The 15088-nt window shown below is 40.7% G+C and carries 10 protein-coding genes; 9 read left to right on the top strand and 1 reads right to left on the bottom strand.

Annotated features, from left to right (window positions below; genetic code table 11):
• Window positions 1-43 precede the first annotated feature (43 nt).
• The 8 genes from P2W73_RS14575 to P2W73_RS14540 all read left to right on the top strand — a co-directional run bounded on the left by P2W73_RS14575 (window position 44) and on the right by P2W73_RS14540 (window position 11365).
• Window positions 44-535 (top strand): TlpA family protein disulfide reductase, encoded by a 492-nt coding sequence (locus P2W73_RS14575; RefSeq protein WP_276502797.1) that lies wholly within the window; start codon window positions 44-46, stop codon window positions 533-535.
• Between the two features lie 257 nt (window positions 536-792).
• Window positions 793-1101, top strand: coding sequence for a hypothetical protein (locus P2W73_RS14570; RefSeq protein ID WP_276502796.1), 309 nt, complete (start codon window positions 793-795; stop codon window positions 1099-1101).
• A 12-nt stretch (window positions 1102-1113) separates the two neighbouring features.
• Entirely contained in the window at window positions 1114-4242 is a 3129-nt protein-coding gene (locus P2W73_RS14565; protein WP_276502795.1) for a SusC/RagA family TonB-linked outer membrane protein, read from the top strand.
• Between the two features lie 17 nt (window positions 4243-4259).
• Complete coding sequence (locus P2W73_RS14560; RefSeq protein WP_276502794.1) at window positions 4260-5996, top strand: RagB/SusD family nutrient uptake outer membrane protein; 1737 nt, start codon at window positions 4260-4262, stop codon at window positions 5994-5996.
• A gap of 2 nt (window positions 5997-5998) precedes the next feature.
• Window positions 5999-7642 carry a glycoside hydrolase family 32 protein gene (locus P2W73_RS14555; RefSeq protein WP_276502793.1) on the top strand — a complete coding sequence of 548 codons (1644 nt, stop codon included), beginning with the start codon at window positions 5999-6001 and terminating at the stop codon, window positions 7640-7642.
• Window positions 7643-7676: 34 nt separating this feature from the next.
• Window positions 7677-9200, top strand: a complete 1524-nt coding sequence (locus tag P2W73_RS14550) for a glycoside hydrolase family 32 protein (protein WP_276502792.1) — start codon at window positions 7677-7679, stop codon at window positions 9198-9200.
• Between the two features lie 93 nt (window positions 9201-9293).
• Window positions 9294-10718: a PQQ-dependent sugar dehydrogenase gene (locus tag P2W73_RS14545; protein ID WP_276502791.1), complete on the top strand. Its 1425-nt coding sequence runs from the start codon at window positions 9294-9296 to the stop codon at window positions 10716-10718.
• Window positions 10719-10792: 74 nt separating this feature from the next.
• Window positions 10793-11365 carry an RNA polymerase sigma-70 factor gene (locus P2W73_RS14540; RefSeq protein ID WP_276502790.1) on the top strand — a complete coding sequence of 191 codons (573 nt, stop codon included), beginning with the start codon at window positions 10793-10795 and terminating at the stop codon, window positions 11363-11365.
• Window positions 11366-11705: 340 nt separating this feature from the next.
• Here the strand turns inward: P2W73_RS14540 and P2W73_RS14535 are convergent, their stop codons facing one another.
• A complete protein-coding gene (locus tag P2W73_RS14535; protein WP_276502789.1) occupies window positions 11706-11852 on the bottom strand; it encodes a hypothetical protein in 147 nt (48 codons plus the stop codon).
• 112 nt (window positions 11853-11964) lie between these two features.
• Between P2W73_RS14535 and P2W73_RS14530 the strand changes: the two genes are divergently transcribed.
• Window positions 11965-15084 carry a SusC/RagA family TonB-linked outer membrane protein gene (locus tag P2W73_RS14530; protein WP_276502788.1) on the top strand — a complete coding sequence of 1040 codons (3120 nt, stop codon included), beginning with the start codon at window positions 11965-11967 and terminating at the stop codon, window positions 15082-15084.
• The last annotated feature ends 4 nt before the right edge of the window (window positions 15085-15088 follow it).

Here is a 15088-nt window from a genome sequence, read left to right as displayed (position 1 = left end):
CGATTAATCACTAAAATGTTTATGGCAATTAAGGTAATATATCATGAAATACAGGATTAATATACTAGCACAATTGCTGTTGGTTTGGGCAAACGTTTTTGGACAAGGGCCGGCAGAAACAATTCCGGAATTCAATTTTTATAAGCTGCAAAAAGGTTCATTCACCAATAAAGACCTTGTACCTGGTAAAATGGCATTTTTTATCTTTTTTGATTCGGACTGTGATCATTGCCAGCACGCCATGCAGTATCTTAATCAGCACTATCATGAGTTTAAAAAGGCGGCCATCCACTTGGTTACATTGGATGATCAGGAAAAAATTACACGTTTTATTGGTAAGTATGGAAACAATTTGAAAGATAAAAAAGATGTAACCATACTACGGGATACACGGAATGAATTCATACACAAGTTCAGGCCAAGAAAATATCCTGCGCTTTTCCTTTATTCAGCAAAGAAGGAACTGATCCTTTATGATGATAATGAACAAAACTTGTTCAGGTTTTCGCAACAAATAAATACACCCGGTAAATAATCAAGTTCTGAACTTGTTTTAACTCTTCTGCTAAGAGGCAACTCTTCAACCGTGATACGATTGTATAAAAATGTAAAACAGAATTACTAAAACTAATGGTACCCGAGCCTGAGATTCTCTTTTAAGCTATTGTAAGTAAGCTGATTATTGTTTGATCATGACAAAAAACAAAATTGCAAACAATAAGTACAAAAAATCAAAGCCCCGGGTATTTGTTGATCTAAGTTAGTAGCCTGACGATGAAAAATAACTGCCAGATGGAAAAAGATAAATTTGTTTCCTGCTTCACCGCCATAGCGCTCAGGGGCCAGGGTTCAATCCAGTCTACTTTTAATTTTTCCGTATCGGGGTCCGGGTTTAGCTGTGATCCGGATGTTGGAGTTTCCTGCGCCACTGCTCCATTTTATATTGCTGAAACTTTTTCCGCCAACCAAAGAACCGGGCCAATAGCCCTGTCTGAGTTCAATACTGATCTTGGTATGCCGAAGGTGTATCTCTTCAAATTACCTGGTGATGCTTTGAGAGGAAACAGCAAACGGTTATACACAAGCAATAACAACCACTAAAATCTAACGATTATGCCAAAATTTCTCTTTTTATCCTTGTCCTTTTTATTGATGACCGCCGCTTTCTGCCAGGAGAAGGAACTGACCGGAACAGTTCGTAGTAAGTCGACGCGAGAGCCATTGCAAGGAGTATCAGCTCAAACCCGAAACAAAACAGTACTAACTGATATCAATGGAAAATTTACCATCGCCGCGGTTGCGGGTGAAACTATTTCATTTAGCTATGTGGGAATGAAAACCCTAAGCATACGGGTTGATCATAGCACGAAAGGTATATCAATTGAAATGGAAGATGATGTTAATAATATGGATGAAGTGGTAGTTATAGGATATAAAACTGAACGGAAGAAAGACCTGACGGGTTCTGTTTCAGTAGTTAATGTAAAAGAAATAAAAGATATCCCGTCTGGTAATCCAATGCAGGCTTTGCAGGGACGTGTACCGGGTCTATATATTGAGTCAGATGGAAGACCCAACGGCAACAATAGAAGGATATTGATCAGAGGCCTCAATACGCTGGGCAATACTGATCCTTTATATGTTATTGATGGCGTACCTACCAAAAGACCTGAAGTATTTCAAAATCTAAATCCCGAAGCGATTGAATCAATACAAATTTTAAAGGATGCTTCGGCTGCTTCCATCTATGGCGCAAGGGCGTCAAACGGAGTTGTAATTGTTACAACTAAAGAAGCGAAGGGAAAAGAAAAATTGCAAATTCAGTTTAACTCAAGCGTAACACAGGAAAAATACAGGAGTTCATTAGATGTACTGAATACGGAGCAGCGTGGCGCCGCACTTTGGAGGGCATCTATCAATGATAAAACTGATCCGAATATACATAAAGCGCTTTACACTTTCGATTGGCATACTGACCAGCAGGGCATACCGATCCTGGATAAAGTAAATGTGGTTGACTGGATAGGCGACCCGGCGTTGGGAGTGCATTCAGCAAACACGGATTGGCAAAAAGTAACTTTTCGTGACGGTATAATTAATTCCAATGAATTGACATTAGTAACAGGCTCAGACAAAAGTAGCATGTTGTTAAATGTAGGATACTTTTATAACAAGGGCCTCGTCAGGTATAGTGATTACAAGCGTTATAATGCACGCATCAATTCATCTACGAAGTTTTTAAAAGGAAAATTAAAAATTGGAGAAAACCTTCAGCTGTCCAAATCGGTTGAGACCCCTGTCCCAAATGATCTTGGAGGCGCATCTGTTATTTCACTGGCGAAATTTTTACAGCCTATTATTCCTGTATACACGACTTCCGGAGCTTTCGCTGGTCCGCCGATAGGTGCGGGTTTTTCAGACAGAAATAATCCGCTTCACATGTTATACATTAACAAAGATGATAAAAATCATTTGCTCAATATTTTCGGGAACCTGTATGCAGAGCTTCGCCTGGTTAAAAATCTTACCCTGCGATCAAATTTCGGGCTTGATTATGCCAGTGGGTATAATAAAAATATAGAACGGGCATTTAAAGAAGGCTTTCTAAGTCGCACTGTAAACAGTCTGAGCATAAATCAGAGCCATAGGTTAAACCTGACTTTTTCAAATACGGCAAACTATGATCTTACCATTCAAAGAAACAGGGTGAATATCCTGGTTGGTACTGAAATGGTGAAAGAGAGATTTCTTCAAACAGGGATATACAAAGAAGGATTTGCCCTGCAGGATGTTGATTATTTCAATTTGGATGCTGGTACCGGTCGCACGACAAATAGTGGGAATGAAACAGGTAGTCAACTGCTTTCCTATTTTGGAAAACTCAATTATAGTTGGGGTAATAAATACCTGGCTTCGGTTACAGTACGTAACGACGGCTCTTCGAGGTTTGGTGAGAATAACCGTTTTGGATTATTTCCTGCAGCCAGTGTCGGATGGAAAATCAGCGATGAAAAGTTTGTAAGTGATAACATAAAATTTATTTCAAATCTTAAACTGAGAGCTGGCGTTGGTTTGGTTGGTAACCAGGATATTGGTGACAATGCCCGGTTTGGACTATATGAAACCAATTACGGAGGGGCTTCCGGAAACAGGAGTACAGGTACTGCATATCCGATAGCCGGTCAGAACAGCGGCGCATTACCATCGGGGTACGTATCGTTGCAGGCTGAAAACAGGAATTTAAAATGGGAATCTACACAGGAAACGAATATTGGGCTGGACTTTGGATTTTTCAATGAATCATTAACAGGATCGGTAGATTTCTTTAATAGAGAAACAAAGGATATTTTGATCAGGCCGCCTTACGCTGCTATTTTAGGTGAAGGCAAAAGTCAGTGGCTAAATGGCGCCACAAAAGATAACCTAGGGTTTGAATTATTAGTAAACTATCAAAACAAAATTGGCGCTTTTTCCTATTGTGTCAGCGGAAATGTCAGTTCGTTTAAAGATAAAATTACTTTCCTGCCGGCATCGGTAGTTAAATCATATCCCGGCAATGTAGAGAAAACGATACTAGGTCATTCGCAAACTGCAATATTTGGTTATGTAACAGACGGGCTTTTTCAAAACCAGGCTGAGGTAGATGCGCATGCCGCCCAAACAGGTAAGGGTATTGGAAGATTAAGATATGTTGATCTCAATAAAGATGGAAAGATAGATCCCTTAGACCAGGATTGGCTGGGAAATCAATTGCCGGATTTTGTTTATGGCCTGAACCTCGCATTATCGTATAAAAAAATCAGCCTCTCCACATTTCTCCAGGGCGTTCACGGTATCTATGTGTTTAATGGTATAAAAGCCTCTACTGATCTTATAGGAGGTTCCAACTCAGGAATGAATTATGGAGCCCGTGTTTTGCAGGCATGGGCCCCACAGAATACAGTGTCCACCATACCAGCTTTATCATTGGTAAATGCCAATAACGAATCAAGAACATCGAACTATTTTATTGAAAACGGTTCCTATCTGAAATTGCGGAATTTACAAATCGCTTATGATCTGCATGATTATGTCAGTAGAATCGGAATAAATGATTTGCGTGTATATATCCTATGTCAAAATCTTCTGACTCTTAAAAAGACAAAAGGCGATAGTCAATATACAGGTCCTGATCCGGAGAACCCGGCTAATCTTTATCCAAGGCCAACTACCTATACCATCGGATTGAATTTAATGTTTTAACCCCTCAACCTTCTTTCATGAAACGTAATAATATAATATATATCGTATCAGCGCTAATGATAATCCTGCATGCGGGTTGTAAAAAGTTTTTGGATTATTCACCCAAGGGAGTTGTGACCCTTGATATTCTTAATACTCCCGAGGAAGCCGATAAGCTGGTCATCGCCGCCTATGCCTCTTTGGGAAATGATTTTGGTGGAACGATGCCCATTTCCAATATGTGGCTTTATGGCGCTGTCCGTTCCGATGATGCATACAAGGGTGGCGGAAGTATTGCGGATGGTGGCGGCGGTCAGTTGAACGCCCTGGAGCAATATAATCTGGTCACAACCGATATGGTCCGCATTAATGATGTATGGACACTCATTTATAGCGGTATAGCAAGAGCCAATACTGCATTAAGGCAAATTGAAAAATTTGACGAAACTGAATATTCCAAAAAAAGGGAACGGGAGGCGGAAATGAGATTTGTAAGAGGACATTATTGGTTTTTACTGAAAACATTATTTAAGTATGTTCCTCTTGCGGATGAATCAGTCTCTGACGACAGTTTAAAGTATGTATCTAATCGTCAATATTCAAATGACCAGGGTTGGGAAAAAATTGCAAATGAATTTCAATATGCGGCGGATAATCTGCCGGAATCACAAGCTGAATTTGGAAGAGCCGGCAAGATTGCCGCTTATGCTTACCTGGCAAAAGTTCGTTTGTACCAGGCCTATGAGCAGAATGAACAAAACAAGGTTACAAGTATTAACCAGGCGAAACTAAATGAAGTAGTAAACTTATGTGATAACGTTATCAATTCGGGAAAGTATAGTTTGGCTGATGACTTTGCGAAAAATTTTATGCTTGAGTTTGAAAACGGAAGTGAATCAGTTTTTGCAATACAGTTTTCATTGGATGATGGTACCGACCAGGGAAGATTAAATATGGCCAGCAGTCATAATTATAGCCTGGCGCCGGGATATGGCTGTTGCGGCTGGAGCCAGCCCAGCCAAAACCTGGTAAATGCGTTCAAGACTGATTTAATGGGGCTTCCCATGTTCGACACATTTAATGTTTCTCAAATGAAGGATCCGGCTGACTTCAAAACGAATGGAGTAGATCCGCGGCTTGATCATACAGTCGGGATACCGGGACACCCCTATAAATATAAAAGCATTTTTGTGTATAGTGCAAGCTGGGCACGAACCCCAACGATCTATGGCCCTTATTCTACGATGAAAGAAATGCTGAGACCTGATGATCCGGGATTAAGAAAAGTAGGAGCTTTTTTTGGCACGGCCAAGAACTCAGATATTATCAGATATGCCGATGTTCTTCTCTGGAAAGCAGAAGCATTAATAGAGTTAGGAAGGCAGAACGAAGCATTGCCGTTAATCAATCAATTGAGGATAAGAGCACGCAACAGTACAGGAAGATTGAAAAAGTCAGATGGCACGGATCCTTCCAACTTCAGAATAGAAACTTACGTGGATGGAGTGAACTGTACATGGACACAGGATTTTGCACGTAAAGCCTTACAGTGGGAAAGAAGGCTGGAGTTTGCGATGGAGAGCCCCCGTTTCTTTGACCTTGTCCGTTGGGGAATAGCTGCAGAGACGCTTAATGGATACCTGGCTATTGAAAAAACACGACGTTCTTATTTAAACAACGCCTTTTTTACAAAGGGGCGGGACGAATATTTACCGATACCGCAGGATCAGATCAACCTGACGGAAGGATTATATAAACAAAATAACGGTTGGTAAACATGAAATTTTTTCGAATATTTTTTTTGCTGGTCACAGGGTGTGCGGTAATCCAAAAGATTTACCCGCAATCCGGAAATCCTGATTATACATCAAAGGTTCCAAAGTACAGCTTTTCAAATTTACCGGACAGCCAGGAATTGGAACTAAAATCAAATCCATTGTTATCCCGGTTTGCAATAGCAAGAAAAAAAATGGAAAGTGATAAGTATCGCCCCATCTATCATTTTATAAATCCTGAAGGCAACCTGAATGATCCGAATGGCCTTTGTTATTGGAAAGGCAACTGGCATCTTTTTTACCAGGCTTATCCGCCGGAAGACACGCGGCAGCATTGGGGACATGCGGTAAGCAAGGATCTTATTCATTGGCGTGATCTTCCTTATGCCATATACCCCAACCCGGAATACCAGTGTTTTTCCGGTGCAACGCTTGTTGAAGAGAATCGTGTAATTGCCATGTACCATGGAACCCGCGTTGGAAATATGGTGGCGATTGCTGAGGACTCTCTTTTGTTAAATTGGAGAAAGGTTTCAGGAAATGCAGTTATCCCGCTGAACAGCCCGGTGGGTCTTCCTTATTCTGTTTTTGATCCCTGTATCTGGAAAAAAAACGGGGTGTACTATTCACTGTCCGCGGGAAGATCGACCAATGGCATTGAAGGCAAATCATGGCGGGCTGATTATCTTTTTCGTTCCACTGATCTTATACACTGGGATTACCTGAAAGAATTTGTAGAAGGTGATCGCTTCACTTTGCCAGGCGATGACGGAGCCTGTCCTTATTTCTGGCCCATAGGCAATCGTTATATACTGAATTTTTTCAGTCATATGAGCGGCGGTCAATACCTGCTGGGAGATTATGATACGATACAAGATAAATTCAAAGCTACAGCTCACGGTAAATTTAATTTTGGCGCAGCCATACCTTCAGGCGTTCATGCACCTTCAGCCACACCGGATGGAAAAGGAGGAGTGATCATCTTATTTAATATGAATTCCGGAAAGCCAACTTCCGGCTGGAACCAGGTGATGACTTTACCAAGAAGGTTAACATTAGCCGGCAAGGATACAATTATGATGGAGCCCACAGGTGATATTGAGTCCTTACGGTTTAATCATCATCATGTACGCGCTACAAATTTACCTGCCAATAAGGAAGTCGTTTTTAAAGATATACAGGGCAATGCCATGGAGATAATAGCTGAAATAGATCCAAAGGATGCTCCCATGATAGAATTGAATGTACTACGTTCTCCGAAAAAAGAAGAATATACCCGTATTACATTTTTTAAAACACGCGGATATCACCAAGGGAGACCTTATGAAGTTCCCAGGCCGAAAGACTGGAGATATAGTTATAACAGTATTATTTCTCTTGAGACATCCAATTCATCCATACTACCGGATGTGCTTTCACGGGCGCCTGAAACAGCACCTGTAATGATCAACCCGGGAGAGAAACTTAAGCTAAGAATATTTATTGACAAGAGTATTGTTGAAGTATTTGTAAATAATAAACAATGTGTTGCGGCAAGGGTGTACCCGGGACGTGATGATAGTATTGGTCTGTCTGTTCGTTCGCAAGGTCAGTCCAGCGAACTTATTTCACTTGATGCGTGGCAGTTGAAAAACATATATAAGTAACCACAGCCTTAGAAAATATTGAATAATAATAACTATGAAAAAAATAGCTACTGGTTCTCTAATCATTTTTCTTTTTATCCAATCAACCGTGTTTGCACAATTATATGTTGATCCGGCTTATAATGAGCAATACCGGCCGCAAATTCATTTTTCTCCCAAAGGAAAATGGATGAATGACCCCAACGGGTTGGTGTACTATGACAATACGTATCATATGTTCTTCCAGCATTATCCTGATAGCACGATATGGGGGCCGATGCATTGGGGGCATGCTATCAGTAAGGATTTGATACATTGGAAGCAACTGCCGATTGCTTTATATCCTGATAGCTTAGGTTATATCTATTCCGGAAGCATTGTTGTTGATTCAGCCAATACTTCCGGCTTTGGAAAAAACGGCAAAATACCCCTTGTTGCCATATTTACGCACAGTAATCCGGTAGTAAGAAAAGAGGGAAAAAATACTTATCAATACCAGAGCCTTGCTTATAGTTTGGATAATGGATACACCTGGACAAAATATGCAGGCAATCCTGTTTTACAAAATCCCGGAATAAAAGATTTCAGAGATCCCAAAGTTAGCTGGTATAAACCCGGGAGCAAATGGATCATGACATTGGCAACAAAAGACCGGGTGACTTTTTATTCATCAATTAATTTGAAAGAGTGGGAAAAGGAAAGTGAATTCGGCCAGGAACTGGGGGCGCGTGGTGGTGTTTGGGAATGCCCGGATCTTTTATCGTTTGATATGAATGGAAAAAAGCTGTGGGTGCTATTGGTAAGTATAAATCCCGGTGGTCCAAACGGCGGATCGGCAACACAATATTTTGTCGGCGATTTTGATGGCAACAGATTTACTCCTTTTGATAATTCTACTAAGTGGGTGGATTATGGAACGGACAATTATGCCGGCGTCACATTCTTCAATACCGGGAACAGAAAGATATTCATAGGATGGATGAGTAACTGGCAGTATGCAAATAAAGTTCCTACACAATCGTGGAGAAGTGCAATGACTTTGCCGAGAGAGCTGGAGGTGCGCAAAGAAAATAATAATTATTACCTCGTTTCAAGCCCCGTTGATGAACTGGACAAACTTAAACTCGATGAAGTTTCGTTCAAAAATATTTCGGTCGATAAGGAAATTGATCTAAGGAAAAAGCTGAAAATTCAGAATGGACGATATCAGCTAAGCATCACTTCAGCGCAGCTTCAAAGTTTTACTATACAGTTTTCAAACGCTCTTGGAGAAAAGCTTGTTGCAGGCTTCGATAAAAATACAAATCAATATTATGTAGATAGAACAATGTCCGGCAAAATAGATTTTGAAAAGAATTTCGCCAAAAGAATAGTGGCGCCCAGGATATCCGATAAGGCCGGCATGGAATTAACGCTGGTAATGGATGAATCATCAATCGAAGTGTTTGCAGACGACGGGTTAACCGTTTTAACAGGGATTTTTTTCCCACAGAAAACATATGATAAGGTCAATATCAAATCGGATCAGTCTTTTGTAATACGTCGGCTGAAATATTCAGCATTAAAAAGAATTTGGTAAGGATAGATGAATGAACAGGGAGAAGCGGTTGATTAAAAACAAATAAAAAATATGCAGTTGAAGCAATTTAAAATATATAAAGTTTCCGGTTTAATGACGATTTTTTTTATGCTCCTCTTTTATTTGGTGCATACAGGCTGCCTGGAGCAGAAAATAAATTCATCTGTTTCGAAAGAGAAAGGAGGGAAAGAGAGGAGTCCTGAAAATAATTATAGAAATTATTGTTCAGGCTGTCACGGTGAACAGATGGATATGTTTGTTGACCGGAAATGGAAACATGGAAACCTGAAGGAGAATTTGTTTTATTCAATCAAAACGGGATGGCCGGATGAGGGCATGCCCGGTTTCGATACCACGTTCAATGATGATGAAATCAATGGGCTGACTGATTATATACTCAATGGTATTAACAATGTAAAAAAATATGATTTTAAAGATGTCTCCCTGCAGTCCAGCCTTTTTACATCAGCATCACAGGATATTCGATTAGACACGGTAGTGGCAGGCCTGAAAGTACCGTGGGGTATGGCGTTCCTTCCTGATGGCGGGATGTTGGTCACAGAACGGTCGGGCAAATTGTACCGGCTTACACGCAGTAGAGAATTACAAAATATTGAAGGTGTTCCCGAAGTATTAGCAGAAGGACAGGGTGGACTATTGGATATTGCGTTGCATCCTGATTTTTCAACAAATCACCTGATCTATTTTTCCTATTCGCTTCCAAAAAAGAACGACAGCGTTACATCGGCTACCCCTGCAGTGATGAGGGCCAGGCTTGAGGGTAACAAATTAACGGAGCAAAAAAACATATTTGTGGCGCTGCCATTCTCAAGAACAAGGCATCACTTTGGTTCGAGATTGCAATTCGGAACGGACGGCATGCTATACATTTCAGTAGGTGAACGGGGCAATGAAAAAGGAAATCCTCAAAACATCAATAATTCATTGGGTAAGATCCACCGCATCAGGGACGATGGCAGTATTCCTGCGGATAACCCTTTTGTAAACCAGAAAGATGCGGTTCCTTCCATTTACTCTTACGGCCATCGTAACCCACAGGGTATGACAATAAATCCAGGCACTGGTGAGATATGGATCAATGAACATGGGCCAAGGGGTGGCGATGAGATTAATATTATAGGGAAGGGAAAAAACTATGGATGGCCCGTTATTTCCTACGGCATCAATTATAATGGTGTACCAATTACCAATATAACAAAGAAGGAAGGTATGGAACAACCGGAGTTATACTGGGTGCCCTCCATTGCGCCAAGCGGGATGACGTTTGTAACCGGCGACCGGTACAAAAACTGGAAGGGAGATATACTGGTAGGATCACTCCGGTTTAAATATTTGAACAAGTGTAAAATAAGAAACAACAAAATAACCGACGAAGAAATGCTACTGAAGAATATCGGCCGGTTAAGAGATGTGAGGATGGGACCAGATGGATACATATATGTATCGGTTGAATCTCCTGGGGCTATATTCAGGCTGGTGCCGGTAAAAAAGAAATAAAAACGTTGAATGGTTATTCGGGCAATGCCATGCTGTTACTTATAAAATAATATTGGAAATACTTCCCGATTCAAATGAGTCAACATCAAAACGTAAATATTGTCAATAAAGAACAATCGCTTGAAGAATTGTTTTCTGATAATAGTGCTTTTGAACTTTTTTTCAGAAAGCATTTCATATCCCTGTGCGGCTTTTGCCAGCTCAAATTCGGGTTTAGCATGGAGGTAGCTAAGGATATTGTGCATACTGGATTTATAAAACTGTGGGAGAGTCGTCTTACTCTTCCGCCGCAAGTACCTGTTTTGGCTTATTTATACCGAATAATAAATAATAACAGCCTGGATGTTCTTAAACACGATAAGGTCAAAAGAAGGTATGAAAAACATCTTATTCAAAGCGCATCGGTATGCAAATTCAGGAGCGAGTTTGAAAATATTGAGTTTAAACAAATGAATGCGGATATCCAGGCGGCCATAGCTGAGTTGCCATTGCAAATGCAAAAAATATTTAAACTCTGCCGGTATGAAGGATTGAAATATGCTGAAGTAGCGGACCAGATGAATATTTCGGTAAAGACCGTTGAAACGCAAATGGGCAGGGCGTTCGTAAAATTGAGACAAAAGCTATCCTATTACCTTGCCCAGTGAGGTCTTGTTTGCCCGGTATTCATTCCATAATTATTTTTCTTTCCTGTAAGGGTGTTTTCATTCCAAATCGTTTTACTGCGTACGGACAATGACAAACCGGTAGAAGATCTATTAATAGAATCGCGGATCAAGACGCCTGAATTTTTTTTAAGTTATAACAAGCAAGCTGATTATTGTTTTAGTGTAATGAGAAACAAGATTGCAAACAATTCGTACAGCAAGCAAAGATCCCGGGTATTTGTTGTTCTAAGTTAGGAGCCTGACGATTGAAAATAATTGCCAGATGGAAAAAGATAAATTTGCTTTCACGTCGCTGGTCATAGCACTCAGGAATGCGGATTCAATCCAGTGTACTTTTAAATGTGATCCGTGCATTAGCGTCTCCTCCGTCACTGCTCCATTTTATATTGCAAAAGCCTTTCTTGCCAACCAAAGAAACAGGGCGGTAAGCCTGTGTCAGTTCGATAGGAACAAAATAGTGTTTCAATCAGCAATTGTTTGTCCGCGCAAAAGAGCAAAACTTCTCATTTGATTTTATAAGTTGAGTTATGCGGTACTCTTGAAAACATACCAACGATAGCAACTTAAAACTAACGATTATGCAAAAATTTGCCCTTTTAATTACATTCCTGTTTTATGCAGTAACTGTTTTTTGCCAGGAAAAAGAACTATCCGGAACTGTTATTAATAAAACAAGCAAAGACCCCATGCAGGGGGTAACTGTTCAAACAAAGAATAGAACAGCTATTACAGACGCCAATGGAAAATTTTCAATCCTGGTTTCCATGGGTGAAACTGTTTCATTTAGCTATGTTGGAATGAAAGCAGCGACTGTTCGTGCAGGTAGCAATTTGAAAGATTTTGCAATAGAATTGGAAGAAGAAAGAAAGGAACTTGAACAAGTTGTTGTAACAGGTTATCAGACGCAAAAAAAAGTGGATTTGACCGGCGCTGTTTCCGTAGTGAATATCGGGCAGGTAAAAGATATTCCGGCAGCGAATCCCATGCAGGCTTTGCAAGGTAAGGTGCCGGGATTATATATTGAGACAAGCGGGGTACCTAATGGCTCCAACCGCAGAGTTCTTATCAGGGGTTTAAATACATTAGGAGATGCAAGCCCTCTATATGTTATAGATGGTGTGCCAACAAAAAGAGCACAGGTTTTTTCCAGCTTGAATCCCAATTCAATTGCTTCTATCCAGGTTCTAAAAGATGCTTCCGCCTCCTCCATTTATGGATCCAGGGCCTCTAATGGAGTAATTATTGTAACTACAAAAGAAGGATTGGTAAAGGGAGCGCAGGAAAAAATTAGCATCCAGTTTAACTCCAGCATATCAGCTCAGACGGAGAAGCCCTGGAGAGAAGATGTATTAAGTGCGGAGGAAAGAGGAAGGGCGTTATGGATGGCGGCCGTTAATGATAAGACAAATCCAACCGTGCATAAAGCCATTTATACATATGACTGGAATGGAGACTATAATAACCCGGTGTTGAATAAAGTAAATATCGTACCCTATGTAGGTGGGGACCTTACTGAACCCGTCGGAAATACCGATTGGCAAAAAGAAACATACAAAACCGCCATTATTAATTCCCAGGATCTCACTATAACCGCCGGTACAAGAAAGACGAGTTTATTAATCAACCTCAGTTATTATAAAAACACGGGGATGATCGTGTACACCAATTTTAACCGCTATAGTATACGAATAAACTCCAGCACGACTTTATTGAATGATAAACTTAAAATTGGAGAGAACTTTGAATTGTCCAGGTCGTCAGAGGTTCTATCCTCCAATGATTTGGGAGGTGCTTCTGTTCCCAATCTTGCAATAACCTTGTCTCCTACGATTCCTGTATACACTACGGATGGGAAGTATGCGGGTGCGCTGGGTGCAGGCTATCCCGACCGGAATAACCCGGTGCATATGCAATTCATCAACAGGTGGGACAAGAATAATGAACTGCTTTCATTCGGTAATGTATACGCACAACTCGAACCTGTTAAAAATTTGTTCCTGAAAACGAATTTCGGAGTTGATTATTCAAGTACACTTAATAAAAATATTGATATAGCTTTTAAAGAAGGGTTTCTTGCAAGGACAGTAAATAGTTTGTCAAAAGTGCAAACTTACCGTTTGGGTTTAACCTGGTCCAATACCATTAATTATCAATTTAACCGGGGGCGGTCGCAGTTCAATCTTTTGGGTGGTTCAGAAGCAATACTGCAAAACTTTGATCAGTTTGGAGCATACAGGGAAGGCTTTGCCGTTCAAACGGATGATTATATATATTTCAATGCCGGGTCCGGAAGAAGTACCAATAGTGGTTCGGGGACAGGGAACCGGTTGTTCTCTTATTTTGGGAAAATAAACTATTCTTTTTCTAATAAGTATTTGGCCGCCGCTACGCTACGCAGAGACGGGTCATCTCGGTTTGGCTCCGAAAATAGATACGGCTTATTCCCGGCTTTCAGTATTGGCTGGAGAATAAATAATGAAACTTTTTTTTCAACTATTTCAGCGGTTAGTGATCTTAAGCTGAGGATCGGGGTAGGACGCGTCGGTAACCAGGAGATAGGAGATGCAGCTAGTTTTGCACTTTTTGAGCCAAGATACGGCGCCCTCCAGGGCCTATATCATAATATTGGAACATCGTATGACCTTAATCAAAATGATGGTGGCGCATTGCCTTCGGGGTTTGTTTCGGTTCAGGGAGGGAATTCAAATTTAAGATGGGAAAGCACTGATGAAATGAACCTCGGTGTGGACTTTGGATTTTTAAATAACAAGATCAATGGAACATTTGATTACTTCATCAGAAAAACTTACGATATTCTTATTCAGCCGCCGATAGCAAGCGCTGTAGGCGAGGGGAAGCTAAAATGGCTGAATGGTGCAAGTAAAAGTAATAAAGGTTGGGAGTTCTTGTTGAATTATACGAATACCACAGGTGCATTTACCTATACTATAAGTGCAAACGCAGCTCATTTCAGTGACAAAATAACCAGTCTTCCCGAGGAAGTACGAACAGCTTACCCTGGTAATGTAGAGAAAACTATTTTAGGTCATTCACAGGCTTCCATCTTTGGATACAAAACAGATGGAATTTTTCAAAGACAAGCGGAAGTGGATGCGCATGCCACACAAACAGGCAAAGGTATAGGCCGAATCAGGTATAAGGACCTGAATAAAGACGGGAAAATTGATGCATTGGACCAGGATTGGCTGGGAACCACGCTTCCGGATTTGGAATTCGGTTTGCGCATTGATTTAGGGTATAAAAATTTTGATCTTTCCATCTTTGGGTCCGGGGTTGCCGGCAAGAATGGCACAGATCCCATGAAGTCCCTGAATAGTTTTGCCGCAGTAGGATCAAATAATGGAAAAGGTGTTTTACATGCATGGACACCGCAGAACCCCAATTCGGGAGTTCCTATGCTTTCCCTGGTAAACAATAATAATGAGACGAGGCCTTCTGATTTCTTCACTGTAAACGGATCATACTTCCGGCTCAGAAATGTTCAATTAGGCTATAGTTTGCCAACATTCAACATTCGTAAGGTTTCAATAAATAGTCTTAGGTTTTATTTAATCGGGCAGAATCTTTTTGTACTTAAATCAAAGGAGTACACAAGTAAAGATCCCGAAAGAATAGGCTCACTGGATTTTTGGCCGCTTCCAACAACTATTACAGCAGGTTTAAGCATTACACTTTAATTCC

Source organism: Terrimonas pollutisoli, assembly GCF_029360765.1.
GTDB classification, from domain to species: domain Bacteria; phylum Bacteroidota; class Bacteroidia; order Chitinophagales; family Chitinophagaceae; genus Terrimonas_B; species Terrimonas_B pollutisoli.
This window is presented reverse-complemented; position numbering and strand designations above follow the sequence as displayed.

Coding starts and splice junctions, on each gene's coding strand:
- P2W73_RS14540 (WP_276502790.1), top strand. CDS start 10,793: ATGAGTCAACATCAAAACGTAAATATTGTCAATAAAGAACAATCGCTT.
- P2W73_RS14575 (WP_276502797.1), top strand. CDS start 44: ATGAAATACAGGATTAATATACTAGCACAATTGCTGTTGGTTTGGGCA.
- P2W73_RS14565 (WP_276502795.1), top strand. CDS start 1,114: ATGCCAAAATTTCTCTTTTTATCCTTGTCCTTTTTATTGATGACCGCC.
- P2W73_RS14555 (WP_276502793.1), top strand. CDS start 5,999: ATGAAATTTTTTCGAATATTTTTTTTGCTGGTCACAGGGTGTGCGGTA.
- P2W73_RS14550 (WP_276502792.1), top strand. CDS start 7,677: ATGAAAAAAATAGCTACTGGTTCTCTAATCATTTTTCTTTTTATCCAA.
- P2W73_RS14530 (WP_276502788.1), top strand. CDS start 11,965: ATGCAAAAATTTGCCCTTTTAATTACATTCCTGTTTTATGCAGTAACT.
- P2W73_RS14560 (WP_276502794.1), top strand. CDS start 4,260: ATGAAACGTAATAATATAATATATATCGTATCAGCGCTAATGATAATC.
- P2W73_RS14545 (WP_276502791.1), top strand. CDS start 9,294: ATGACGATTTTTTTTATGCTCCTCTTTTATTTGGTGCATACAGGCTGC.
- P2W73_RS14570 (WP_276502796.1), top strand. CDS start 793: ATGGAAAAAGATAAATTTGTTTCCTGCTTCACCGCCATAGCGCTCAGG.